We start from the raw sequence: 26246 nt of genomic DNA, 5'->3' as shown, positions 1-26246 counted from the left end.
ATAGGATCCTCACACAATCCGACCATTGTTTACCCGGCTCTGACGGTCTCCACCAGAGACCACCGGATGCCTTAGAAGGAGTCTCCGTGGCGTCCTCCCGCCGCCGCCCAGCCGGACGCAGGGTTTGGCCCAAGATCAGACTCCTGCTCCTCGTGGCGGTGGTCGCCGCCGGCGGCACGGCGCTCTATCCGGTGTGGAAGGCGGCGAACCCGGATCCGCCCGAGCTGAAGGTCCGGTACCGGACCGACACCCAGGCGACGGCCCCGGTGGCCAAGCCGTCGCTGGAGGTCTTCAACGACACGGAGAAGGCACTGCCGTTGAGCGATGTGACGCTCCGGTACTACTTCACCGCCGACGACGCCCCGGGCGCCGCGCCGTACGCCTTCAACTGCGTCAACGCCGTCTTCGGCTGCTCGAACGTCGCCGGCCGGATCGTGGCGATGGACAAGGCCACCGAGACCGCCGACCACTACCTGGAGGTCAGGTTCGGAGAGGGCGCGGGCAGCCTGAAGCCCGGCGCCAACAGCAAGGGCATCGACCTCCAGCTCTTCCGCACCGACCACAAGAAGCTGAAGCAGTCCGACGACCGCTCCTTCGACGCCGAGATGACGAGCTACAAGGAGGCGGAGAACGTCACCGCGTACAAGCGGGGCGTCCTCGCCTGGGGCGAGGAGCCGGACGGCACCAAGGCGAGCGACGAGAAGAAGGCCTCGGCGAAGGCCGCCGCGCCCGACCCGGTGCCCGCTCCCCCGGCCGGGGTGCTCTTCGACGACTTCACCTACCAGGGCGCCAAGGACCCGGCCCTGTTCAAGCACGGCTGGCTGGTCCGCACCAGCAAGGGCGGCCCCGGTATCGAGAACACCTGGTCGGCCGACGGCGTCACCTTCCCCACCGCCAAGGGCTCCCTGGCGGACGGCCAGGTGCTCAACCTGCGGGCGAGCACGGACGGCACCAAGTCCGGGACCAAGCAGGCGAGCCTCGGCACGGCCGCCGGCAAGTTCCGCGACGGCACCTACGCGGCCCGGATCCACTTCAGCGACGAGCCGTCCTCCGGAGACGCCGGCGATCACGTCAACCAGACCTTCTACACCATCGGCGGCAAGGGCTCGAAGTACAGCGAGCTGGACAACGAGTACATGCCCAACGGCGGCTGGGGCCGGCCCGGTCCCAAGCTCGACACCGTGACCTGGTACGACCACAAGACGAACGACCGCGTCTACAAGACCACGAAGAAGAGCCTCGACGCCTGGCACACCGTGATGATCAGGGTGAAGGACGGCGTGGTCGCGTACTGGATGGACGGCGAGAAACTCTTCCTCAGCAATGGGAAGTACGCCCCGCGCGCCGACATGTCGGTGAACTTCAACCACTGGTTCATCGATCTGCCGTTCAAGGGCGACCGTGCGTGGGACATGAAGGTGGACTGGCTCTACTACAACGCGAACGAAACCCTGTCGGTGAACGAAGTCCAGTCCGCGGTCGAGGGCTTCACCGACAAGGGTATGAACTACTTCGACACGGTTCGGGAGTCCCGGTGAGGAAAAGGCGGTCCAACGCCCACAGGCACGCTGCGGCGGAGGCGGAGAAGAAGCCGGTGGTGAGCCGGCGTTCCGCACTGCTGATGGGCGGTACAGGAGGCGTCGCGATGGCCGGCGGCGGCGCGTGGCTGGGCCAGGTGGTGGCCCAGCCCGCCGCCGCACCGGCCGCCGAAGGCGCCATCGGAGGTCTCACCACGCCGCCCCTCTACGCCCCCTCCGGCCGCCGCCCCAAGTACCGCCGGGCCAGCTGGTCCCAGCAGTTCCAGGCCTCCCACGGCTGGACTCCCGGCGGCGCGGGCACCACGTCGGCCGAGGCGAACGACAAGTCCCAGTTCGTGCGCGGCACCCAGTCGGTCCGGGTCACCACCAACGGCACCGGCAAGCAGTCCTACGTCCGCAAGACCGGCCTGTCGGCGATGAGCCTGACCGGCAAGATGATCCGGCTCGTCTTCCGCGTCGACGACGTGACGAACCTGGCCAAGATGGTCTTCTACCTGGGCAGCGGCTCCCTCGCGAACCACTTCGCCTGGACGTTCCACGCCCACTCCAAGACGGGGGCCAACTACGTCCAGTCCGGCGAGTGGGTGACGGTCCACCTCCAGTGGGCGGACGTGAACGGGGCGGCCGGCACGTACTCCATCGGCGCCGACGGCAAGCCGTCCACGAAGACCGGCTTCACCGACATGTCGTTCGCGGTGTACGACAACGCGGGCGGCCCGGTCACCTACCGGCTCCAGGCCGTCGAGCTGATACCGGACACGGTCTCCGTCTTCCCCAAGGGCGTCGTCTCCATCACCTTCGACGACTCCCACAAGTCGATCCACGACCTGGCCCGGCCGGTCATGGACGGCTACGGCTTCCCCGGCACGGTCTACAACATCGCCGACGCCATCGGCACGGGCAGCTTCCTGACGCTGAACCAGATGAAGTCGATGCAGGACTTCTCCGGCTGGGAGATGGCGGGCCACTCCTACGCCAACGCCGTCCACACGGCCAGCTATCCCAAGCTCACCGCCGAGCAGGCCGACGACGACTTCCGGAAGCTGCGCGAGTGGCTGGTGTCCAACGGCTTCACCAGCGAGCACTTCGCCTACCCGCACGGCGCGTTCCAGAAGACCTCCGACGGCGTCCCCGTCGACCAGATCGCGAGCCGGCACTTCACCACGGCCCGGTCGATCATCTCCGAGACGATCGAGTCGTTCGCCCCGGCGATGCCGTACCGCCTCAAGGCAATGACCGGCATCAACGACGGCAACGGCATCGGCGGTACGGCGCTGTCGAAGCTGACCGCGGCGGGCGGCCGACTCGACCGGTGCGTGAACAGCGGTGACTGGCTGATCCTCTGTCTGCACAAGGTCACCGAGGGCCCTCCGGCGACGAGCACCGAGATCGGCAAGGCCGGTCTCGAGACCCTGATGAAGGCGATCGACGACCGGGACATCCCGGTGCTGACGGTCGAGGAGGCCATGGCCTCGTACACCTGAGGCCCGGACACGAGTGAGGGGCGGCCCCCCGGCCGCCCCTCACTCGTGTTCTCTCCCGGGGCCTACCAGCCGCCCTGGCCGTTCCCCTGCCGTCCTTGCTGCCCCTGCTGCTGCCAGGAGGGGTCCTGGTACGGGTACGCGCCCTGCTGCGGAGGGTGGCCGTGCCCCGGATACTGCTGCTGGTACGGGTCGGGGTACCCGTGCTGCCCTTCGTACTCGCCCTGCCACTGCTGCTGCCCGGCCGGGGCCGGTGCCCCCCAGCTCACACGCTGCTGCGGTACCGCCGCGTGCTGCTCCTCGTCGTAGCCCGGGATCGGCTGCGGCTGGGACGGAATGCCGCCCGTCGGGCGGGGCCGGGTGCGCAGGGCCACGCCCTCCAGACGCATCAACTGGAGCGTCTCGGTGACCTTCTTGTCGGAGTACGGGTCCTCTTCCTCGAAGATCTCCGTCACATCGTCCTCGTGATCACCGGCCACCGACACCTCGACGCCGCCCTGGCGGGTGCCCCAGCTCCCCTTGTGCAGGGTGAACAGGGCGTAGAAGCGCAGCGGGGTCAGCAGGGTCAGCTGGATCACGCCGTAGATCGGCGCGAGCAGGAACATGCCGAACCGCTTGACGAAGCCCATCCCGCGGCGCGGGAAGTCGAGGTAGCGCACATTGCGCAGATAGCCCATCAGCACCATGAAGATCAGGTAGTCGCCGATGTGGTGGACGAACTGCTGGGGCTTGATGATGGGCAGGATGACCATCGAGTAGAACATCGCCGAGCCGAAGACCAGCCACAGCGCGAGTTCCATGCAGGTCAGCCAGAAGGCCGGCCGGTACTTCTTCTGGTGCCGGAAGGCCCACAGGGACTCGCGGAAGAAGGACTTGTTCCAGCGGACCTGCTGGCGCAGGAAGTGCGGCAGCTTCTCGGGGACGGCGGTGTAGCCGACGGCCGTCTCCTGGAAGACGACCTGGCCCTCCATCAGGCAGTAGTTGGTCATGCGGCGGTCGTCGCCGAAGACGGCCGGCTTGCCCAGGAACTGCTGGTTGAGGAAGTCCGGCAGGTACTTGCGCACCAGCGTGCCGCGGTACGCGGACAGCGCGCCGCAGCAGCACAGCACCGACTTCAGACGCGAATACGCGGCCCGCTCGAAGAGGAACGAGTTGCCGTAGCGCAGGTCCTGGAGGCGGGTGAAGATGTTGCTGTCGTGGTTGAGCGCCAGCACCATGCCGGTGGAGGCCATGATCTTCTCGTCGGCCAGCGGCAGCAGCAGTTCGCGCACGGTGTCCCGGGACAGCACGGTGTCCGAGTCGACGCAGAGGAAGATGTCGGAGTACGGCGCGGCCTCGAAGCCCAGCGCCAGCGCCTCGCGCTTGCCCTTGTTCTCGGGCTGCACGCTGACGGTGTACTTGACGCCCTTGGCCTCGAACTCGCGGCGCAGCTTCTTCGCGGCCCTGATGCCGGAGTCGCTGGCGCTGGCGTCGTCGATGATGTGGATCTCGTTCGGCAGGCGGCTCTGCGCGAGGAGGCTGCGCATGCCCTGCTCGAACATCACCGGGTCCTCGTTGTAGATCGGGATGACCGCGGTGACCCAGGCGTTCTCCAGGTACTCCAGCTCCTCCCGCCCGGCCTTGGCCGGACGGTAGAAGAGCGCGCCGAACATCTTCAGGGTCAGCAGACCCATGGCACCCATGGAGTACAGGTGCAGGGAACCGGCGTCGAGCCGGGTGGCGATCAGCGCGGCCAGGCCCAGGAAGACGAAGTACGAGACCTTCAGGTGCCGCCGCTTCCGGTGCGCTCGACGCCCACCGGAGTCGACGGCCCCGGGTATGTACGTATCTTCGGAAGTCACAGCTTGACCACCCGCGGGTGGTCGGCGGATTTGCCCCGGGTGTCGAACAACGCCCGGGCACGGTCGGCGAGTTCACCGAGGTCGATCTCGCGGTGCGGCTGGAGCAGGATGGTCAGATCGGCGGTCTCGGCGGCGGCGAGATAGTCACCGGCCCGTTCGACGGGCACCCCGCCGACGCGCCAGTCCTCGACCCGGGGGTCGAAGTAGACGAGTTCGGCACCCCGCGCGAGGAGGTTCTCCGCCACGGCCAGCGCGGGGCTCTCCCGCTGGTCGGAGATGTCCTGCTTGTAGGTCACGCCGAGCAGCAGCACCCGGGAGCCGCGCACGGCCTTCCCCTGGTCGTTGAGCAGATCGGCCGCGCGGTTCACCACGTGCACGGGCATCCGCTGGTTGATCTCCTGCGCAAGCTCCACGAACCGGAACGGGATGCCCAGTGAACGCACCTTGTACGAAAGGTAGTTGGGGTCGATCGGAATGCAGTGCCCACCGACACCGGGTCCGGGATAGAAGGGCGCGAACCCGAACGGCTTCGTGGACGCGCACCGAATGGAATCCCACAGATCGACGCCGATCTCCCGGCAGAACATCGACATCTCGTTGACGAGCGCGATGTTGACGTGCCGGTAGGTGTTCTCCAGCAGCTTGGCCATCTCGGCCTCGCGGGTGCCCTTGGCCTCGACGACCCGGTTCACGAAACGCTCGTAGAGGGCGCGGGCCGCCTTGGTGCAGTCGGCCGTGATGCCGCCGACGACCTTGGGCGTGTTCTCCAGTCCGAAGGAAGGATTCCCCGGGTCGATGCGCTCCGGGGAGAAGGCGAGGTGGAAGTCGGCGCCGACCTTGAGGCCACCGGCCTCCAGGCGCGGGCGGACGACCTCGTCGGTGGTGCCGGGGTACGTCGTCGACTCCAGCACCACGAGCGTGCCGGCCCGCAGATGGGCGGCGATGTCGTCCACGGCGGCGTGCACCGCGCCGAGGTCGGGAGCGCCGTGGTCGGTGAGCGGCGTCGGCACGCACACCACGACGGCGGCGGCCTCGGCGATGACCTCGGCCCGGTCGACGGCCTCGAAGCCCTGCCCCAGCATGGCGCGCACTTCGGCGTCGCTGATGTCGTCCACATGTGAACAGCCGGCGTTCAGCCCGTCGACCACCCTGCGACTGCGGTCGAGGCCGACCACCTTCAGTCCCGCGGCGGCCGCGGACCTGGCCAACGGCAGCCCCACGTAACCGAGTCCGACAACGACAAGATCCACCGTGGAGGATCTGCTCACGACATCATTCCCCAACCCCGTTGCCACGGCCCCGGCCAGGCGCACAGCAACCGGCCCCCCGCGCAAAATCGAACAAGTGCGAAGAGGTTAACAAGACCTTCACTTTTTGACCACGTTCACCCGAGGTGCGCCTTGTCACGCACACATCCGTACAACCCTTGACACATCTGGTGTGTCTGGAGCGACGGGAGCCACAAAAGGAACGGTCCTGTCCGGGTGTCAGATCTCCCGCCAGGCCTCCAGCGCGAGCCCGGGTTCGTCCTTGCGGCGGGTGAGCAGCAGCGTCCCGGTCGAGGGTGCGAGGGAAGCCGCTACGACCTCGTCACGCTCGTCGAGCGCCACCGCCACCACGGCGTCGGAGGGCAGCTGAGGGCCTGACTCGGTCCACCAGGCACCGGCCGACTCCTGTTCGGTCGGATAGGCGGCGAAGGCGACCCGCCCGCTCGCCGACCGCTGGGCGAGGACGGTGCAGTCGTGCCCGTCGATGTCACAACGCACCGCGGACACCGGCCCGGGCCCGGCGGAGGCGATGAGCGTCACCGGCTTCTCGCCCGGCCGCCAGGCGCACACGTCGCCCGAGGTGTCCGTGAAGAAGAGGGTGGTGTGCTCGGCGGAGGTGGCGAGCGCCCGCAGCGTCCCCGGCCGGACGGGCACCTCGACGCCCTCCGTCCGCACCGGCGTCTTTCCCGGCTCCTCCTGCCGCCAGTGCAGCACCCCGCCGGGCACGGAGGCGTACACCTCCACCAGCCCCGACTCCCCCGTCACGGCGGCCGGCTCGCCCTCCACGTCGTGCCCTTCGAGGTTCTGCCAGGGCCCCCAGCCACCCTTCTCCTTCTGGTTGCGCAGGCTCACCCCGCCGCCCTTGTTGCGGACGAAGACATAGCCACGCCCCGCCGAGTCCACGGCCACGGCCGGCGGGCCCGTCCGGTCACCCTTCTTGTCCGGATGCCCGATCGAGACCCAGTCCAGGGGCGCGAGCCGGGGCCGGAAGTGCGTCGAGTGCACGAGCCCCGACTCGCCGGGCACGGTCGGCCGCCAGGCGGCCAGATGGGCGTAGCCGTCGGCACCCTGCCCGATCGCCGTGCCCGGGTGCAGCTTCTGGCCGCCACCGACGGTGCGGGCGGCGTCCCAGGGGCCCGCGGGCCCGCGTTCCGCACGGCACAGGACGGCGTCGCCGGAGGGGAGATAGACGGTGAGGCGGCCGTCGCGGCCGCGGATGAGCCAGTCGCCGTTCACCAGTTCACTTTATGCGGGCGGGAAGGCTCCGTGCGCCGCCCGCCCCCTGCCTGGCCGACAACCGCCGTGCGACCCTGGCCGCATGAACGACAACGCGCCTGTCCTCGTCGTCGTCGACGCCGCGAACGTCGTCGGATCGGTACCGGACGGCTGGTGGCGGGACCGGCGGGGTGCCGCGGAGCGGCTGCGGGACCGGCTGGCGTCGGACGGGGTGCCGGGGGTTTCCGAGCCGGTGGAGGTCCTGCTCGTGGTGGAGGGGGCTGCCCGGGGGGTGGAGTCGGTGCCGGGGGTGCGGGTGGAGTCGGCGGCGGGCAGCGGTGACGATCACATCGTCGAGGTGGTCGCGGGGGCGGCCGACGACCGGTCCGTGCTGGTGATCACGGCGGACCGGGAGCTGCGGCGGCGGGTCGGGGAGCTGGGGGCGGAGGTGGCGGGGCCGCGGACGGTACGTCCGTAGGTGCGGGGCGTTTTCGGCCGGGCCGGGGTGTTGCGCGGCTCGGCGCCATGAGGTGCGCGGGGTCGGTGCCGGGGCCGGGTGGGTCCGCAGCCCGGCGTGGCGGGGTGCCTCCCCCACTCTCGGCTTCGCTCGAGCGGGGGACCCCCACCGCGGACTAGGCCTGGTCCGAGGTCTTCGTTTCGTCTCCGGTCGCCAGGCGGCTGTGCGTGCGGCCGTAGAGGAAGTACACGAGGAACCCGGCGGCCATCCAGATCCCGAACCGGACCCATGTCTCGGCGGGCAGGTTGATCATCAGCCAGAGCGAGGCGCCCACCGACAGGATCGGGATGACTGGCACCCACGGAGTCCGGAAGGCCCGGGGCAGATCGGGGCGCGTCCTGCGGAGGATGATCACACCGATGGCGACGACCACGAACGCGAACAGCGTGCCGATGTTCACCAGCGCGGCGAGTTCGGTCAGCGGCGTGAAGCCCGCCAGCACCGCGATGATCACGCCGAGCAGGATCGTCGGCCGGTGCGGGGTCTTGAACCGCGGGTGGACGCGGGAGAAGAACCGCGGCAGCAGCCCGTCACGGCTCATCGCGAAGAACACCCGGGTCTGGCCGAGGAGCAGGATCATGCACACCGTCGTCAGACCGACCGCGGCCCCGAAGCTGATGAAGCCCGCGAACCATGGATGCCCGGTCGCCTTGAACGCGTCGGCGAGCGGCGCGTCGACCGACAGCTCGCTGTAGTGCTGCATACCGGTGACGACGATCGACACGAGGACGTACAGCGTCGTGCAGATCACCAGGGAGCCGAGGATGCCGCGCGGCATGTCGCGCTGCGGGTTCTTGGTCTCCTCCGCTGCCGTGGCCACGACGTCGAAGCCGATGAAGGCGAAGAACACGACGGAGGCGGCGGTGAAGATGCCCATCACGCCGAAGTTGGACGGCGCCCAGCCGAACATGAGCTGGATCAGTGGGGAATCCAGACTGGAACCGGCCTCGACCGGCTTCTCGTTCGGAATGAACGGGTCGTAGTTCTTGCCCTCGATGAGGAACGCGCCCGCGATGATCACCACGAGGACGACCGTCACCTTGATGGCGACGACGACCGACGTGATCCGCGCGGACAGCTTCATGCCGATCACCAGGATGCCGGTGAGGACGAGGACGAGCGCGGCGGCGAGGATGTCGAAGCCGAAGGCGTCGGCGCCCTCCCGGCTGCCCAGCGACGCGGGCATCGTCCAGCCCGCGTTCTCCATGAGCGACTGGATGTAGCCCGACCAGCCGACAGCCACCACCGCCGTCCCGAGCGCGAACTCCAGAACCAGGTCCCAGCCGATGATCCAGGCGGTCAGTTCACCGAGGGACGCGTACGAGAACGTGTAGGCGGATCCGGCGACCGGGACCGTGGACGCGAACTCGGCGTAACAGAGTGCGGCCAGGGCGCAGGCGACGCCGGCCGCGACGAACGCCAGGGCCGTCGCGGGCCCCGCGTTGTCCTTGGCGACAGTGCCGGTGAGTACGAAGATGCCGGTGCCGATGATCACGCCGACGCCGAAGACGGTCAGATCCAGCGCGGACAAGGACTTCTTGAGCGCGTGTTCTGGCTCCTCGGTGTCGAGGATGGACTGCTCGACCTTCTTCGTCCGGAAGAGGGTGCTGCTCACGGGGTACCTCCCACGCTTGTCGTCCTCGACATGATCGAGAGGTGGCACCATCCGTATGCCCCGGCACGGACGCATTCACGCCAATGGGCCGGTTACACCACCCTCATGGTGGGGAAACCGGCCCATCGGAACCCGTTCGGCCGTGTCAGCCGCGAGCCACGTCAGTCGCGAACCGACTCCACGGAGTCCACCGCGGCACCGTCCTCGTACCGCCCGTCCAGCTTGGCGACCAGCCCGGTCACCTGCCGGGCGATGTCCGGCGCGGTGAGGCCGATCTCGGCGAGGATCTCGGCACGCGTGGCGTGGTCGAGGAAGCGCGGCGGGATGCCGAAGTCACGCAGCGGCACATCCACGCCCGCGTCACGCAGTGCCTGCGCGATCGCCGATCCCACACCGCCGACCCGGCTGTTGTCCTCGACGGTGACGACCACGCGGTGCCGCTCGGCGAGCGGGGCCATGGCCTCGTCGACGGGCTTGACCCAGCGCGGGTCGACGACGGTGGCGGAGATGCCCTGCTTGTCGAGCAGCCCGGCGATCTCCAGGCACATCGGGGCGAGGGCGCCGACGGAGACCAGCAGGACGTCCGGCCGGTCGGTGCCGGGCTCGCGCAGCACGTCCATGCCGCCGACGCGGCCGACGGCGGGTACGGCGGGGCCGACGGCGCCCTTGGAGAAGCGGACCACGGTCGGCGCGTCGTCGACCGCGACGGCCTCGCGCAGCTGCGCGCGGACCTGGTCGGCGTCACGCGGCGCGGCCAGCCGCAGCCCCGGCACGACCTGGAGGATCGACATGTCCCACATGCCGTTGTGGGAGGCCCCGTCGGTGCCGGTGACACCGGCCCGGTCCAGCACGAAGGTGACACCGCACTTGTGCAGGGCCACATCCATCAGCACCTGGTCGAAGGCGCGGTTGAGGAAGGTGGCGTACACGGCGAACACGGGGTGCACTCCGCCCGTGGCCAGGCCGGCCGCCGAGACGGCGCCGTGCTGTTCGGCGATGCCGACGTCGTAGACCCGGTCGGGGAAGCGCTTGGCGAACTTCTCCAGGCCCACCGGCTGGAGCATGGCCGCCGTGATGGCGACGATGTCCTCGCGCTCCTTGCCGAGTTCGACCATCTCGTCGCCGAAGACGGAGGTCCAGTCGGCGCCGGAGCTCTTGATCGGCAGGCCCGTGTCGGGGTGGATCTTGCCGACGGCGTGGAAGCGGTCGGCCTCGTCCTGGAGCGCGGGCTGGTAGCCGCGGCCCTTCTCGGTGAGGCAGTGCACGATGACCGGGCCGCCGAACCGCTTGGCCTTGGCGAGTGCGGACTCCAGGGCCTCGAGGTCGTGCCCGTCGATCGGGCCGACGTATTTCAGGCCGAGGTCCTCGAACATGCCCTGCGGGGCGATGAAGTCCTTCAGGCCCTTCTTGGCGCCGTGCAGGGTGTCGTAGAGCGCCTGGCCGACGACGGGGGTGCGCTCCAGCACCTCCTTGGTGCGGGCGAGGAACCGCTCGTAGCCGTCCGTCGTCCGCAGCGTGGCGAGGTGGTTGGCGAGGCCGCCGATGGTCGGCGCGTAGGACCGCTCGTTGTCGTTGACGACGATGACGAGGGGCCGGTCCTTGGCGTCGGCGATGTTGTTCAGCGCCTCCCAGGCCATGCCGCCGGTCAGGGCGCCGTCACCGATCACGGCGACCACGTGGTCGTCGCGGTCCATGATCTGGTTGGCCTTGGCGATGCCGTCGGCCCAGCCGAGGACGGTCGAGGCATGCGAGTTCTCGATGACGTCGTGCTCGGACTCTCCTTGCGAGGGGTAGCCGGACAGGCCGCCCTTCATCTTGAGCTTGGAGAAGTCCTGACGGCCGGTGAGCAGCTTGTGGACGTAGGACTGGTGGCCGGTGTCCCAGAGCACCTTGTCCCTGGGCGAGTCGAAGACTCGGTGCAGGGCGATGGTGAGCTCCACCACGCCGAGATTGGGGCCGAGGTGACCGCCGGTCTTGGAGACCGCTTCGACGAGGAAGCTCCGGATCTCCTCCGCCAGCTGGTTCAGCTCCTCCAGGCTGAGCCGGTCCAGATCGCGCGGTCCCCTGATACGGGTCAGCAGCGGCACCCGTGCCTCCTTGCAGTAGAGCTGATCGAGCTGTTGCCGGGCGTGTCGAGTCTAATGTTCCGCTCCTGAGGACTGCGCCGAGGCCTTGGGGCATACATCACGCTTTCGGCTGTACCCAAGTTGTGCCACACCTACGACACAACTGTGCCCGGCACCTCACAGTGCCGGGCACAGATATGTACCTCAGGGGCGCGGGGAACTGCGCGACAAGCCACGACGCATCCGCGGCCGCCCGCCCGGCGCAGCGCCCACGGCGCTACGCGCGCCCAGCGGTCTTCTGCGTCTTGCGCGTCACCGCGTCGATCACGACCGTGGCCAACAGCACACCACCGGTGATCATGTACTGCACCGGAGAGGCGATGCCCTCCAGGGCGAGCCCGTACTGGATCGACACGATCACCAGCACACCGAGCAGCGCGTTCCACGTCCGCCCGCGTCCGCCGAACAGCGACGTACCGCCGATCACCGCGGCGGCGATCGCGTTCATCAGCAGGTCACCGCCGCCCGCGCCCTGGTTCGCCGCGGCGATCTTCGACGCGATGAACAGACCGCCGACCGCGGCGAAGGTCCCGGAGATCGCGAACACCGAGATCCGGACCAGCTCCACGTTGATACCGGCACGCCTCGACGCCTCGACGCTGCCGCCGAGCGCGAACACCTTCCGCCCGTACGCCGTACGGCGCAGCACGAAGTCCGTGACCAGGAGCACCACGATGAAGATCACCACGGCCAGCGGCAGGCCCTTGTACTGGTTGAAGACGATCGCTACGGCGAAGGCCAGGACGGCGAGCAGTACCGTCCGCACCACCGTCTCGCTCAGCGGCCGCGACGGCACGCCCGCGGCCTCACGCCGCCGGTTGCCGAGGAAGGAGCTGAGGAAGTACCCGGCGGTCACCACCGCGGCCAGACCGTAGGCGGCGGCCACGTCGGAGAAGTAGTAGCTGGTCAGCTGGGCCACGACCCCGTCCGGGTCGAGGTTGATCGTGCCGTTGTCGCCCAGGATCTGGAGCATGAAGCCGTTCCAGAACAGCAGGCCGGCCAGCGTGACGGCGAACGCGGGGACGCCGATCTTCGCGAAGAAGAAGCCGTGCAGCGCGCCGGCGACCGTGCCGGTGACGATGGCCAGCGCGAAGGCCAGCCACTCGTTCATGCCGTTGGTGACGTTGAGCACGGCGAAGCTCGCGCCCGCGACACCGCTGACCGAGCCGACCGACAGGTCGATCTCGCCGAGCAGCAGGACGAACACGATGCCGACGGCGATCATGCCGGTGCCGACCATGGCGACGGACATGTCGGACAGGTTGCCCGCGGTGAGGAAGTTGGAGTTCAGGCTCTGGAAGATGATCCAGATGATGGCCAGGCCGACGACCACCGGGATGGAGCCCAGGTCACCGGACTTCATCTTCCGCTTGAACTCGGTGACGTAGCCCGCGAAGCCCTGTTCGCGCACCAGGAGCCGTGGGTCGACGACCGTGACGGCGGCCTTGGCCGCCTCGGGGTTCGTCACGACGTGGTCTTCGGGGGCTCCCGGAGCCGCGGAGGTCTTGTCGATGCTCACTTGGAAACCTCCCCGTTCGTGCGCGCCGCACGGCGGGTCACGGCGTTGTCGGTGGCGCCGGTGATGGCGGAGATGATCTCTTCCTGCGAGGTCGACTTGACCTCGAAGATGCCGTTGTTGCGACCGAGGCGCAGCACGGCGACCTTGTCCGCGACGGCCTTGACGTCGGCCATGTTGTGGCTGATGAGGATGACGGCGTGGCCGCGCTCGCGCAGCCGCTCGACGAGGTCGAGGACCTGCGCGGTCTGCTCGACGCCGAGGGCGGCGGTGGGCTCGTCGAGGATGACCAGCTTCGGCTCGCCGAGCATGGACCGCGCGATGGCCACGGTCTGGCGCTGGCCGCCGGAGAGCGAGGCGATCGGGATGCGCACGCTGGGGATGCGGATCGACAGCGTGTCGAGCAGCTCGCGGGAGCGGCGCTCCATCTCCACCTCGTCCAGGACGCCGCGCTTGCGGATCTCCCGGCCCAGGTAGAGGTTGCCGACGACGTCGATGTTGTCGCACAGCGCGAGGTCCTGGTAGACGGTCGCGATGCCCAGGTTCTGGGCGTCGTGCGGCTTGCTGATCTGGACGGACCTGCCGTCCCATTCGATGACGCCCTCATCGATGGGGTGCACGCCGGCGATCGTCTTGACCAGCGTGGACTTTCCGGCGCCGTTGTCGCCGACCAGGGCGACCACCTCACCGGCGTGGACCTCAAGCTCTACGTCGGTGAGCGCCTGAACGGCACCGAACCGCTTGGAGACCCCGCGCAACGCCAGCACGGGCGTAGCGGACACGTGAACCATCTCCTTCGCCGCCTGACCGGCGGGAGGTTGTGCAGAAGTGTGGGAGGAGCGATCACTCCGGCGCCCCGCGTAGCTTGCGGGGCTGGTGTGCGGGGCGCCGGAGGAACTCGGGGTGCCTACTCGAGGCCGATCTTGTCGCACGCGGCCTTGTACTTGCCGGTGCAGATCTCGCTCACGGTGTAGATGCCGTCCTTGATGACGGTGTCCTTGATGTTGTCCTTCGTCAGCGAGACGACCGGGACGAGGACGGAGGGGACGGCCTTGGTGGTCGGGCTGTCGACCTTGTCCTTGGCGATGGAGTCGAGCGACTTGCCCTGGGCGAGCGCGACGGCCATCTCCGCGGCGACGTCGGCCTCCTGCGGGTAGGGCTTGTAGACGCTCATGTACTGCTCACCGGTCACGATGCGCTGCACACCCGCGAGTTCGGCGTCCTGGCCGGTGACCGGGACGTCGGCGATACCGGCGGCCTTCAGGGCCGTGATGATGCCGCCCGCCATGCCGTCGTTGGCGGAGTAGACGCCGACGATCTTGTCCTTGCCGAGGGCGGAGATGGCGCCCTCCATGTTGGCGTTGGCGTTCTCCGGCTTCCACTCCTTGGTGTCGTACTCGCGGCCGACCTTCACCTTGCCGTCGAGGACGGAGTGCGCGCCCTTCTTGAACATGGCGGCGTTGGGGTCGGTGGACGACCCGTTCATCATGACGATCTGGCCGTCCTTGGCCTTGCCGCCCAGGGCCTTCAGCAGGGCCTCGCCCTGGGTCTTGCCGACCGTGACGTTGTCGAACGAGGTGTAGGCGTCGATGGGGCCCTCGGCCAGGCGGTCGTAGGCGACGACGGGGATGTTCGCGTCCTTGGCCTTCTTCACCGAGCCGGCGATGGCCTTGGAGTCCACGGCGTCCACGATCAGCACGTCGACCTTGTTGGACACCATCGTGTCGACCTGCTGGTTCTGCTTGGCCGCGTCCTGGTTGGCGTTGGCGTAGACGACCTCGCCCTTGTTGCCGGTGAGCTCCTTGACCTTCTTCTCGATGAGCACCCGGTCGAACTTCTCGTAGCGGGCGGTCGCGTTCTCCGGAAGGAGCAGGCCGACCTTGATGTCGTCGCCCTTCTTGGCGGACCCGGACCCGGAGGAATCGGCGTTGTCGCCGGACTCCTTGGCGCTGCCACAGGCAGCAAGCGAAACGGCCATCGCACCGGCGGCAATCGCAACAGCGGCGCGACGCATACGCGTGTTCACTTCAGAAACCTCCCTGACGAGGCCGCGACATTGCGGCCGAGGTGGCTGGAAGTCAACTCGGCCACACGTGCGACGTCAAGAAGTAAATCCTTAACGAGATGGCAACGGTGCCATCCGTTCTCTAAGTGAAGGCGGGCGTCGCTGCCTGTAGCACCCCAGGGGCAGTTCCATCCAAAAGCGTCGAATCGCCCATCTCGCTGAGGGCGAGAGCGAGCGCTCCGAGGACCTCCGCACGGCCGCCGAGGGCACCCGGGAGGACGGACAACTGCCGGGCCGCGCTGGGGATCGCGTAGCGCCCCACGGACTCCCGGATCGGCCCGAGCACCAGCTCACCGGCCTCGGCGAGATCTCCGCCGAGGACCACGCGGCTCGGGTTGAGCAGATTGCAGAGGTTGGCCACTCCGCTGCCGATGTGGCGGCCGACGTCGGCGACCACCCGACGGCAGCCCGGGTCCCCGTCCCGTGCGAGCCGCACGACGCCTTCCATGGTCAAGTCGGTGCCGTGGCTGGACTGCAGGAGCGGGAGCACATAGCGCGCGGCGGCGAACGTCTCCAGGCAGCCGCGGTTTCCGCAGCGGCAGACCGGGCCGGACTCGTCGAGAGTGATGTGTCCGATCTCCCCGGCGGTGCCGCCCGGACCGCGGTAGATCTTGCCGTTGATCACCAGGCCCGCGCCGACACCGCTGGCGACCTTGATGTACGCCAGGTCGCGCACCCCGCGGCCGCTGCCCCAGACCATCTCGCCGAGGGCGCCGAGGTTGGCGTCGTTGTCCACGTGCACGGGGACGCCGAGGCGGCCGCGCAGTTCCTCGGCGGGCTTGGTGCCGGTCCAGCCGGGCAGGATGGCGGTCGAGCCGAGGGTGCCCGACTCGACGTCGATGGGGCCGGGCACGCCGAGGCCGACGCCGGCGATCTTGGAGCGGTCGACGCCGGTGGCCTCGATCAGGCGGGTGACCAGTTGTTCCGCCCGGTCGAAGCCCTGTGTCGAGGAGGCGTCCACGTCGAGTGGCTCGGACTCCTCGGCGAGCACCTGGTGGGCGAGGTTCCCTACCGCGACGCGCAGGTGGGTGTGCCCGAAGTCGACTCCTATGACGATCCCGGCGTCCCCGCTCAGCGACACGCTGCGGGCCCGGCGTCCGCCCGCGGAGGTGGGGGTGACCTCGACGGTTCCGCCGTCCTTCAACTCCCGGACGATGTTGGACACCGTCGCCGCGGACAGGCCTGTCGTCCGCGCGATCTCGGCCTGGGTGAGGGAGCCCGCCAGACGCACGGCTCGTACGACCCGCTCCAGGTTGGCTCGGTGCAGCGACGACTGCGACCCCGGAGTCTCCACGACGACCTCCTGCGCGCGGGGTCGCTTCGATGAGACCCCGTCCATGTCCAACTAGTGAACTCTAAGCTGAGCCGTTCGGGTCGCCTCCCGTCAAGAGGTTGAACCGATTCCGGGGTGTGTACGGGTCGTCGCGGAGTGCTATGTGGGGGTACGCGCTTGCTGTGGGTGGGGGGTCGGGGCCGCGCCGGGCTGCGCACCCACCCCGCCCCAGCGGTCGGAGGCCCGCGCTACTTCAGCGCCCCCGCCGTCAGCCCCTGCACCACCTGCCGCTGGAAGACGATGTACGCGGCCAGCACCGGCAGCATCGCCATCACCAGGCCCGCGAAGAGACCCGACCAGTCGCCCTTGTACCCCTGGCTGACCGCCAGCTGGACAAGGCCCTGGGTGAGGACGCGCTTGTCCGGGTCCGTGTTGAGGACCGTGGGCAGCATGTACTGGTTCCACTGGCCCAGGAAGTTGAAGATCCCGACGCTGACCAGGCCCGGCTTGGCCATGGGCAGCATGATCTGGAAGAACGTGCGGCTGTGGGAGGCGCCGTCGACGAAGGCCGCCTCCGCGATGGACGTCGGCAGGGTCCGGAAGAACGCGGTCAGGAAGAACACCGTGAACGGCAGCGAGTAGGCGATGTAGACCAGGATCAGCCCGTGGATGGTGTTCAGCAGGCCCATGTTGTTCACGACGTAGAACAGCGGGACCAGCGCGAGCATGATCGGGAAGCTCATGCCGCCGATGAAGAGGAAGTAGATGAAGCGGTTGCCCGGGAATTCGAAGCGGGCCAGGACGTAGGCCGCCATCGAACCCAGGACCAGGGTGCCGACGAGCGAACCGCCCACCACCAGGACGGTGTTGAGGAAGTAGTCGCTCATGTTGGCCTCGGTCCACGCCCGCGACCAGTTGTCGAAGTGCAGCGTGTCCGGCAGCGACCAGGGCGAGGAGAAGATGGACCGGTCGTCCTTGAAGGACGTCATCACGGCCCACAGCAGCGGCATCACCACCATGAACGCCCAGATGACCAGGACGCCGTGGGAGAAGACGTTGAGGACCGTGCCTTCCTTCTTCGCCTTCGGCGGCGGGCCCGCCGGGACGTCCTCCTTGGTGAGGGGCGCGCCGGACTCGGCCGGGAGAGGAGCGGGGGTTTCGGTCGTCTTCATTGATCAGTACTCCAGCCGCTCGCGACGGCCCAGCCGCATCACCACGGCGGCGAAGGCCAGCGTGACGACGAGCAGGGCTACACCGATGGTGGTGGCGTAGGCGGCCTGCCCGTCACGGAACGCCTTCTGGTACACGTACAGGACCATGACGGTGGTCGAGTAGTCGGGGCCGCCCGGCCCGGTCGTCATGATCTGCACGACCGCGAACGACTCGGCACCCAGGGCGAGGATGCCCATGTAGACCCAGCCGGACTGCACGGTGTCCCACAGCAGTGGCAGGGTGACGCGGAAGAAGGTCGTGGCGCGGCCCGCCCCGTCCAGCAGGGCCGCCTCGTACATCTCCGCCGGGATGGAGGCCATGCCGGCGGAGAAGAGGACAACGAAGAAGCCGACCGTGGACCAGACGAGCACGGCCATCACGGCCCAGAGGGCCAGGTCGGGGTCGCCCAGCCAGAGGGGCTGGACGTCGTCGAGGCCGATCCCTCGCAGGATCGAGTTGATCGCGCCGCTGTCCGGGTTGTACGCGAACGCGAACAGCAGCGCGACGATGGCGATCGAGAGCACCTGCGGGAAGAAGTAGACGATCTTGTAGAAGGAGGAGCCCCGGACGCCGGTGACGACCGGGCCGTTTCTCCGTTTTCTGCCGCCCACGTTGATCATGAAGGCGAAGAACAGGGCGAGGCTGATCGTCACCACCGGCAGCAGGAGGGCGAACAGCAGGCTGTGCTGCAACGATTTCCAGAAGATCTCGTCGTCGAGCATCCGGCTGTAGTTGTCGAACCCGACCATCTTGAATTCGGGGCTCAGGCCGGTCCAGTCCGTGAACGAGTAGTAGATGGACTGGATGAACGGCCAGACCACGAAAAGCGCGTACAGGCCGAGGGGCAACGCTAGGAACCCCACGATGAACCGGTACTTGCCGTGCTGCATCGCCACTCCGGTGCCGTTGCGGAAAATGAGTTTCCGGTGCTGTTACTGGTGCTTGTAGTGCTTGATGGAGTCGTCCTTGGCGGTCTCGTCGGCGAAGGCCTGGATCTTCTTGATGGCCTCGGCCGGGGTGAGGCGGCCGGCCATCATCTCGCCCAGGCCGGAGACCCCGATCTTCTCCTTCTGCAACTGCACATACCAGTCCTGCATACGGGGGTTCACCACGTTCTCGCCGGCCAGTTCCAGCGCCGCGACGCCCGACTTCAGACCGGGGGTGAGGGTGATGCCGTCGGTGCCGCCGTTGTACGCGGTCAGCGACTTCACCTTGCTGGTGAAGTTCTTCGAGGACGCCTCGCTGAGCATGATGCGCAGTTGCTCCATGCCGCCGGCGGCGTTCTTCGCCTTGGCCGGGACGATGAACGGCTCGCCTCCGGAGGCCCAGATGGTGCCGAAGGGCAGCTTGTCGGAGGAGTCCAGGCCGGTGGGCGCGGAGACGGACAGGCCGAAGTCCTTCGGGATGACACTGGCGGACTCGTTCTCCACCCAGGAGCCGTTCGGGATGAACAGCGCCTTGCCCTGGGCCCAGGCGGTCTGCGACTGGATGTGGTCGAGGCCCGGGGTGCCCTTGAGGACGTAGCCCTTCTTGTAGAGCTCGTAGTAGGCCTCGAAGCAGGCCTTGACGGCCGGGTGCTTCCAGGCGTTCGGCTCCAGGTTGTCGATGGCGTCGAGGACCTCGACACCGCCGACCTTGCCGATCATCGGGTAGAGGGAGAAGGGGAGGTAGTACGGGTACTTGCCCGCGTACGTCCAGCCCGCCATGCCCTTCTTCTTGGCCTTCGCGCAGACCGCGAGCATCTGGTCCCAGGTCTGCGGGTACTCCGCGTCGAGCGAGTCCAGGGCCTTCTGCGAGTACCAGACGCCGTAGACCGTGTAGGCGTAGTACATGATCCAGACCGGGTCGCCGTCCAGCTGGCCCATCTCCACGATGCCGGGGCGCAGGGTGTCCCGGACCTTCTTGTCGGGGTCGTCGTAGGAGGGCGCGTCCAGCAGCGGGGTGAGGTCGGTGAGCTGGTTCTTGCTGGAGAGGATGCCCATGTCCATCTGCTCGGCGCCGGAGTTGTCGACGAGGTCCGGCGGGGTGCCCTGGTTGAAGCGGGGCTGGAGCGTGGACTGGATCTTCTGGGTGGCGGAGAACTTCACCTGCACCTTGGGGAAGTTCTTCTCGTAGATCTTCACCGCGTCCTCGGCGTACTCCTTGCCGAAGCCGCCGTCGAACAGGACGAATTCCATGCCCGCGGTGTCATTGACGCCGAGCGGGTTCTTCGCGGTCTTCTTGCCTGCCTTGGCCTTGTCCCCGCTGTCGTCGCCGCCGCTGCTGGCGCAGGCGGACAGGAAGCTCATGGTGGGGACGGAGATCAGCCCGAGCGCGGCGGACCTTCTGATCAGATCACGGCGGCCGACACCCTTGGTGCCGTGGTTCTCGGCGGAGTTGGATCCCATGCTCAAGTCCTCGCCTTCTCCAGGACTCAGGCGGTGAACCGGATCCTCCCCGGCACCGCGATCGGGTCACGCTGGGTCGTGCAGGAAAGTGCGGGTGGTGCGGGTGACGCGGGTGGTGGTGTGCGGATGGTGTGAATCGCCCGACAGGTATAGTCCACTTCCCGCCAGCGGATCAAGATCGAACACAAGGTTGACCGTGGGTCTTATCCGAGTTGAGACCTCCCGGAATGCCGAGCGGTCCGTGTGCTCCTCGGTGGAAATATCCCGGTCGTCGCGTCCGACCGCCACAACCAACACCCTTGACACTCCCCACCACTTGGGCAACTACTGGTCCTTGCGCGTCGAAGTTGACAACGTTGTCCACTGCGCAGGGAGGGTACCCGTTGATGGAGCGTAAAGCTCGGCACAGATGGGGTTCAGCGGTCGTGTCGGCGACCGCCTTCGCCGTGGCCCTGGGTTCGCAGGGCGTTGCGGTCGCACTGCCCGAGACCCCCGAGAAACCCGATCGGGGGTTCGCCTCCTCCTTCGAGGCGGACGACCCGGTTCCGGACTGGTTGAACACCGTCGACACCGCGCCCGACGGAAGCAAGCGGGCCTCGGGTGTCGACGGCGGCTACAGCAGCGGCATACCGGGCAATGTCACCGACCATGTCACCGACGTCCGGGCCAGCGACGAGAACACGGGCGGCGGTGAGGTGAAGGAGAACCTCGTCGACGGCGAGCCGAGCACCAAGTGGCTTACCTTCGAGCCCACCGGCTGGGCCGAGTTCGACCTGGACAAACCGGTCAAACTGGTGCGATACGCACTGACGTCGGCCAACGACCACGCCGAACGCGACCCCAAGGACTGGACCCTGAAGGGCTCCGCCGACGGCAAGGACTGGAAGACCCTCGACTCCCGCTCCGGCGAGTCCTTCTCCGAGCGGTTCCAGACGAAGACGTACGACCTGGCGGAGCCCGCCTCGGCCGAGTACCGGCACTTCCGGCTCGACATCACCGGCAACAACGGCGGCGGCATCCTCCAGCTCGCCGACCTCCAGCTGTCCACGGGCGGCGGCGAAGGGCCCGTCCCGCAGGACATGCTCTCCCTCGTCGACCGCGGCCCGAGTGGCTCCCCCACCGCCAAGGCGGGCGCCGGGTTCACCGGGAAGCGGGCCCTGCGTTACGCCGGCCGGCACACCGCCGACGGGCGGGCCTACTCGTACAACAAGGTCTTCGACGTGAACGTGGCCGTCGGCCGGAACACCGAGCTGGGCTACCGGATCTTCCCGTCGATGGCGGACGGCGACCTCGACTACGACGCGACGAACGTCTCCGTCGACCTCGCCTTCACCGACGGCACCCAGCTGAGCGAGCTGCGCGCCACCGACCAGCACGGCTTCCCGCTGACGCCGCGGGGGCAGGGCGAGGCGAAGATCCTCTACGTCAACCAGTGGAACGATGTGGCCTCGCGGATCGGGTCGGTCGCGGCCGGGAAGACCGTGGACCGGATCCTGGTGGCGTACGACTCCCCGAAGGGCCCGGCGAAGTTCCGGGGGTGGCTGGACGATGTGAGTATCGCGTCCGTCGCTCCCGAGCGGCCGAAGGCGCATCTGTCCGACTACGCGGTGACGACCCGGGGCACGAACTCCAGCGGGGGCTTCTCGCGGGGCAACAACTTCCCGGCGACGGCGGTGCCGCACGGCTTCAACTTCTGGACGCCGGTGACCAACGCGGGCTCGCTGAGCTGGCTGTACGACTACGCGCGATCCAACAACTCCGACAACCTGCCGACGATCCAGGCGTTCAGCGCGAGTCATGAGCCCAGTCCCTGGATGGGTGACCGGCAGACCTTCCAGGTGATGCCGTCCGTCGAGGCCGGCACCCCTGACCTCGGCCGGGAGGCCCGGGAGCTGGCCTTCCGGCACGAGAACGAGACCGCGCGGCCCTACTACTACGGGGTGCGGTTCGAGAACGGGCTGAAGGCCGAGATGGCGCCGACGGATCATGCGGCGGCCCTGCGGTTCACCTACCCGGGCGACGACGCGAGCGTCCTCTTCGACAATGTGACGGACCAGGCGGGGCTCACCCTCGACAAGGAGAACGGGATCGTCACCGGCTACTCGGACGTGAAGTCCGGTCTTTCGACGGGGGCGACCCGCCTGTTCGTCTACGGCGCGTTCGACAAGCCGGTGACCGACGGCTCGTCGTCCGGCGTGAAGGGCCATCTGCGTTTCAAGGCCGACGACCGGACCGTCACCCTGCGCCTGGCGACCTCGCTGATCAGCGTCGACCAGGCGAAGGACAACCTCCGCCAGGAGATCCCCGAAGGCAGGTCCTTCGAGGCCGTGAAGAAGAGCGCCCAGCGGCAGTGGGACCGGCTGCTCGGCAAGGTCGAGGTCGAGGGCGCGACTCCGGACCAGCTGACGACGCTGTACTCCAGCCTCTACCGGCTGTACCTGTACCCGAACTCCGGATTCGAGAAGGTCGGCGGGAAGCACCAGTACGCCTCGCCCTTCTCCCCCATGCCGAACCCGGACACCCCGACCCACACCGGCGCGAAGATCGTCGACGGCGAGGTGTACGTCAACAACGGTTTCTGGGACACCTACCGGACGACCTGGCCCGCGTACTCGTTCCTGACTCCGTCGCGGGCCGGTGAGCTGGTCGACGGGTTCGTGCAGCAGTACAAGGACGGCGGCTGGACCTCGCGCTGGTCCTCCCCCGGCTACGCGGACCTCATGACGGGCACGTCCTCGGACGTGGCGTTCGCGGACGCCTTCGTCAAGGGCGTGGACTTCGACGCGAAGGCGGCGTACGACGCGGCCGTGAAGAACGCGACGGTCGTCCCACCGAACCCGGGCGTCGGCCGCAAGGGCATGACCACCTCCCCCTTCCTCGGCTACACCAGCACCGAGACGCACGAGGGCCTGTCGTGGGCGCTGGAGGGCTACCTCAACGACTACGGCATCTCCCGCATGGGCCAGAAGCTCTACGAGGAGACCGGCGAGCGGCGCTACAAGGAGGAGTCGGAGTACTTCCGGAACCGCGCTCAGGACTATGTGAACCTCTTCGACTCGAAGGCCGGCTTCTTCCAGGGCAAGGACGCCAAGGGCGACTGGCGGGTCGAGTCCTCGAAGTACGACCCGCGGGTCTGGGGCCACGACTACACCGAGACAAACGGGTACGGATACGCGTTTACCGCCCCACAGGACAGCCGGGGTCTGGCGAACCTGTACGGCGGCAGGAAGGGCCTCGCCGACAAGCTCGACGACTACTTCTCCACGCCGGAGACGGCCTCCCCGGAGTTCGTCGGCTCCTACGGCGGTGTCATCCACGAGATGACCGAGGCGCGGGACGTGCGGATGGGCATGTACGGGCACTCCAACCAGGTCGCCCACCACGCGATCTACATGTACGACGCGGCCGGGCAGCCCTGGAAGGCGCAGAAGAACGTCCGCGAGGTGCTGTCGCGCCTGTACACGGGCAGTGGGATCGGCCAGGGCTACCACGGCGACGAGGACAACGGCGAGCAGTCGGCCTGGTACCTGTTCTCCGCGCTCGGCTTCTACCCGCTGGTGATGGGCAGCGGCGAGTACGCGATCGGCTCACCGCTGTTCACGAAGGCGACCGTGCACCTGGAGAACGGGCGCGAGCTGGTGGTGAAGGCGCCGCGGAACAGCGCGAGGAACGTGTATGTGCAGGGGCTGAAGGTCAACGGCAGGACATGGTCCAAGACCTCCCTGCCGCACTCGGTGGTCGCCAAGGGCGGTGTCCTGGAGTTCGACATGGGCCCGCGGCCGTCGTCCTGGGGCACGGGCAAGCATGCCGCACCCGTGTCGATCACCCGGGACGATGATGTGCCGACACCGCGCGCGGACGTGCTGGAGGGCGAGGGTGCCCTGTTCGACGACACGTCGGCGACGGACGCGGCGGTGACGTCCGTGGACCTGCCGGTCCCGGAGGGCGCCGAAGCGGTCCAGTACACGCTGACGTCGTCGTCGGACCGGGCGAAGGCGCCGGCCGGCTGGACGCTCCAGGGCTCCTCCGACGGCACGACCTGGCGGACCCTGGACCGGCGCTCCGACGAGTCCTTCGCATGGGACAGGCAGACACGCGCGTTCACGGTGAGGTCACCGGGTACGTACGAGAAGTACCGCCTGGTCCTCGACGGCGAGGGCACCCTGGCGGAGGTCGAACTGCTCTCCTGAGCAATCGAGTTGGGGGTCTCATGCCGCGTCCCGTGCCCGTCCTGCCCGAGGGTGTCGACCCGGCCTGGCTGCCGCCCGCCGCCTTCCGCGCGGTCGGCGGCCGGCGGACGCTGATCCGTGGCTCGGGTCCCCTGGTGGAGACGGTGCACGGGGAGGTGGCGGAGGCCGGCCGGAAGTTCGGGGGCCTGGTCGTGCGTGACGCCGAGCCGGAGGGCGGCGCGTACGACCTGGTCCTCGACCTCGGCGTCCATGACCTCGGTGACGAGGACTACACGGTCGCCCGGGAGAGCGGCACGACGACCGTCACCGCCTCCGGGGGGCGCGGGCTGCTCTACGGCCTGTTCCATGTCGTACGGCTCGGGGAAGCGGCGTTCTCCGGAGAGCGGGCGCGGGAGACCCATCGCCCCGCTCTCGCCCTGCGCATGCTCGACCACTGGGACAACGTGGCCGTGCACCCGGTCATGGGCCAGGTGGAACGCGGCTACGCGGGCGGGTCGCTGTTCTGGGAGGACGGGCGGGCACGCGAGGACCTGGAACGGGTGCGGGCGTACGGCAGGCTGCTGGCGGCGTGCGGGATCAACGCGGTCGCCGTCAACAACGTCAATGTGCACGAGACCGAGGCGCGTCTGCTGACCGACCGGATCGGCGAGGTCGCCGCGATCGCCGATGTGCTGCGGCCCTATGGGGTCCGCACACACCTGTCGGTGTCCTTCGCCGCGCCGGTGATGCTGGGCGGGCTGCCCACGGCCGATCCGCTGGACGAGGCCGTGCGCGGCTGGTGGGCCGAGGCCACGGGAGCGGTGTACGAGACGATTCCCGACTTCGGCGGGTACGTGGTGAAGGCCGACTCGGAGGGCCAGCCGGGGCCGTTCGCCTACGGCCGCAGCCACGCCGACGGGGCGAACCTGCTGGCCGCCGCCCTGGAACCGTACGGCGGCACCGTGCACTGGAGGGCGTTCGTCTACGACCACTGCCAGGACTGGCGGGACCGGAAAACGGACCGGGCCCGGGCCGCCTACGACCACTTCGTGCCGCTGGACGGCGCGTTCGCCGCCAACGCCGTGCTCCAGGTGAAGCACGGGCCGGTCGACTTCCAGGTGCGCGAGCCGGTCTCGCCGCTGATCGGGGCGATGCCCGGCACCGGGCTGGCGGTGGAGCTCCAGGCCACCCAGGAGTACACCGGGCAGCAGCGGCACGTCTGCTGGCTGGGGCCGATGTGGAGCGAGGTGCTGCGGTTCCGGCACGGGCCGGAGTCGTCCGTGGGGGAACTGGCGCGGGGCGGGCTGATCGCCGTGTCCAACGCCGGCGACGACCCGTTCTGGACCGGGCATCCCCTCGCCCAGGCGAACCTCTACACCTTCGGTCGGCTGGCCTGGCGGCCGGACGCCGAGCCGGGCGAGGTACTCGACGAGTGGATCGGGCTCACCTTCGGGCCGGGTCCTGCGGAAGGGCTGCACGCCGTGCTCGACGGCTCGTGGCGGACGTACGAGAAGTACACCGCTCCCCTCGGCGTGGGCTTCATGGTGCAGCCGGGGCACCACTACGGGCCGAGCGTGGACGGCTACGAGTACAGCCCGTGGGGGACCTACCACTTCGCCGACCGGGACGGGATCGGCGTCGACCGCAGTGTGGCGACCGGCACGGGCTACGCCGGACAGTACGCCAAGCCGTGGGCCGAGCTGTACGAGTCGCCGGACACCTGCCCCGACGAGCTGCTGCTGTTCTTCCACCACGTGTCGTACGGGCACACCCTGCACAGCGGCAAGACGGTGATCCAGCACATCTACGACACACACTTCGAGGGCGTGGCGGAGGTCGAGGAGGCCCGGGAGGTGTGGGCCTCGCTGGCCGGGCTGGTGGATCCGGTGCGCCACGCGCGGGTGGCGGAGCGGTACGTGGAGCAGCTCCGTGGTGCCCGCGAGTGGCGCGACCAGATCAACAGCTACTTCCTGCGCAAGTCCGGGGTGCCGGACGAGCGGGGGCGGCGCATCTACTGAAGGGC

18 protein-coding genes are annotated in these 26246 nt (G+C 68.5%); 5 read left to right on the top strand and 13 right to left on the bottom strand.

The features are described 5' to 3' along the window. Positions 1 to 86 precede the first annotated feature (86 nt). Together ACIBK5_RS21245 and ACIBK5_RS21240 are read left to right on the top strand one after the other, a co-directional pair. Positions 87 to 1538 (top strand): cellulose binding domain-containing protein, encoded by a 1452-nt coding sequence (locus ACIBK5_RS21245; RefSeq protein ID WP_399021433.1) that lies wholly within the window; start codon positions 87 to 89, stop codon positions 1536 to 1538. Between the two features lie 59 nt (positions 1539 to 1597). Further along, on the top strand, positions 1598 to 3022 hold the full coding sequence (locus tag ACIBK5_RS21240) for a polysaccharide deacetylase family protein (protein ID WP_399021432.1): 1425 nt from the start codon (positions 1598 to 1600) through the stop codon (positions 3020 to 3022). A gap of 62 nt (positions 3023 to 3084) precedes the next feature. Here the strand turns inward: ACIBK5_RS21240 and ACIBK5_RS21235 are convergent, their stop codons facing one another. From ACIBK5_RS21235 to ACIBK5_RS21225, 3 genes are all read right to left on the bottom strand, one after another. Then, positions 3085 to 4860 (bottom strand): glycosyltransferase, encoded by a 1776-nt coding sequence (locus ACIBK5_RS21235; RefSeq protein ID WP_399021431.1) that lies wholly within the window; start codon positions 4858 to 4860, stop codon positions 3085 to 3087. Continuing rightward, on the bottom strand, positions 4857 to 6128 hold the full coding sequence (locus ACIBK5_RS21230; RefSeq protein ID WP_399021430.1) for a nucleotide sugar dehydrogenase: 1272 nt from the start codon (positions 6126 to 6128) through the stop codon (positions 4857 to 4859). The genes ACIBK5_RS21235 and ACIBK5_RS21230 overlap by 4 nt, the downstream gene beginning before the upstream one ends. A gap of 219 nt (positions 6129 to 6347) precedes the next feature. Then, positions 6348 to 7364, bottom strand: coding sequence for a hypothetical protein (locus ACIBK5_RS21225; RefSeq protein WP_399021429.1), 1017 nt, complete (start codon positions 7362 to 7364; stop codon positions 6348 to 6350). Between the two features lie 82 nt (positions 7365 to 7446). On the opposite strand from ACIBK5_RS21225, the gene ACIBK5_RS21220 reads away from it, so the two are divergent. Beyond that, positions 7447 to 7821, top strand: coding sequence for an NTP pyrophosphohydrolase (locus ACIBK5_RS21220; protein WP_399021428.1), 375 nt, complete (start codon positions 7447 to 7449; stop codon positions 7819 to 7821). A gap of 154 nt (positions 7822 to 7975) precedes the next feature. On the opposite strand, the gene ACIBK5_RS21215 is transcribed toward ACIBK5_RS21220, so the two are convergent. The 10 genes from ACIBK5_RS21215 to ACIBK5_RS21170 all read right to left on the bottom strand — a co-directional run bounded on the left by ACIBK5_RS21215 (position 7976) and on the right by ACIBK5_RS21170 (position 20342). After that, positions 7976 to 9475: an amino acid permease gene (locus tag ACIBK5_RS21215; RefSeq protein ID WP_399021427.1), complete on the bottom strand. Its 1500-nt coding sequence runs from the start codon at positions 9473 to 9475 to the stop codon at positions 7976 to 7978. 161 nt (positions 9476 to 9636) lie between these two features. Beyond that, entirely contained in the window at positions 9637 to 11562 is a 1926-nt protein-coding gene (gene dxs, locus ACIBK5_RS21210) for a 1-deoxy-D-xylulose-5-phosphate synthase (RefSeq protein WP_399021426.1), read from the bottom strand. Positions 11563 to 11818: 256 nt separating this feature from the next. Further along, the gene (locus ACIBK5_RS21205; RefSeq protein WP_399021425.1) at positions 11819 to 13120 is read right to left on the bottom strand and encodes a sugar ABC transporter permease; all 1302 of its coding nucleotides are present in this window, start codon (positions 13118 to 13120) and stop codon (positions 11819 to 11821) included. Continuing rightward, positions 13117 to 13908, bottom strand: coding sequence for an ATP-binding cassette domain-containing protein (locus ACIBK5_RS21200; RefSeq protein ID WP_399021424.1), 792 nt, complete (start codon positions 13906 to 13908; stop codon positions 13117 to 13119). The genes ACIBK5_RS21205 and ACIBK5_RS21200 overlap by 4 nt, the downstream gene beginning before the upstream one ends. Positions 13909 to 14024: 116 nt before the next feature. Beyond that, positions 14025 to 15131 carry a sugar ABC transporter substrate-binding protein gene (locus ACIBK5_RS21195; RefSeq protein WP_399021736.1) on the bottom strand — a complete coding sequence of 369 codons (1107 nt, stop codon included), beginning with the start codon at positions 15129 to 15131 and terminating at the stop codon, positions 14025 to 14027. Between the two features lie 133 nt (positions 15132 to 15264). Continuing rightward, on the bottom strand, positions 15265 to 16476 hold the full coding sequence (locus tag ACIBK5_RS21190; RefSeq protein ID WP_399021423.1) for an ROK family protein: 1212 nt from the start codon (positions 16474 to 16476) through the stop codon (positions 15265 to 15267). A gap of 227 nt (positions 16477 to 16703) precedes the next feature. Beyond that, positions 16704 to 17627: a carbohydrate ABC transporter permease gene (locus ACIBK5_RS21185; protein WP_399021422.1), complete on the bottom strand. Its 924-nt coding sequence runs from the start codon at positions 17625 to 17627 to the stop codon at positions 16704 to 16706. A 3-nt stretch (positions 17628 to 17630) separates the two neighbouring features. Beyond that, on the bottom strand, positions 17631 to 18557 hold the full coding sequence (locus ACIBK5_RS21180; protein WP_193476557.1) for a carbohydrate ABC transporter permease: 927 nt from the start codon (positions 18555 to 18557) through the stop codon (positions 17631 to 17633). 42 nt (positions 18558 to 18599) lie between these two features. Continuing rightward, positions 18600 to 20054 (bottom strand): N-acetylglucosamine/diacetylchitobiose ABC transporter substrate-binding protein, encoded by a 1455-nt coding sequence (gene ngcE / locus ACIBK5_RS21175; RefSeq protein WP_399021421.1) that lies wholly within the window; start codon positions 20052 to 20054, stop codon positions 18600 to 18602. A gap of 66 nt (positions 20055 to 20120) precedes the next feature. Continuing rightward, positions 20121 to 20342 (bottom strand): hypothetical protein, encoded by a 222-nt coding sequence (locus ACIBK5_RS21170; RefSeq protein ID WP_399021420.1) that lies wholly within the window; start codon positions 20340 to 20342, stop codon positions 20121 to 20123. Between the two features lie 98 nt (positions 20343 to 20440). Here ACIBK5_RS21170 and ACIBK5_RS21165 point away from each other — a divergent pair, with 98 nt between their 5' ends. Both ACIBK5_RS21165 and ACIBK5_RS21160 read left to right on the top strand, forming a co-directional pair. After that, positions 20441 to 24244 carry a GH92 family glycosyl hydrolase gene (locus tag ACIBK5_RS21165; RefSeq protein ID WP_399021419.1) on the top strand — a complete coding sequence of 1268 codons (3804 nt, stop codon included), beginning with the start codon at positions 20441 to 20443 and terminating at the stop codon, positions 24242 to 24244. Between the two features lie 20 nt (positions 24245 to 24264). After that, positions 24265 to 26241 (top strand): alpha-glucuronidase, encoded by a 1977-nt coding sequence (locus ACIBK5_RS21160; RefSeq protein WP_399021418.1) that lies wholly within the window; start codon positions 24265 to 24267, stop codon positions 26239 to 26241. Positions 26242 to 26246 lie beyond the last annotated feature (5 nt).

The sequence above is a fragment of the Streptomyces sp. NPDC050546 genome (assembly GCF_044457425.1).
In the GTDB taxonomy this organism is placed as follows: Bacteria; Actinomycetota; Actinomycetes; order Streptomycetales; family Streptomycetaceae; genus Streptomyces.
The sequence above is the reverse complement of the archived record's forward strand: the minus strand, read 5'-3'. Positions and strand labels throughout refer to the sequence as shown.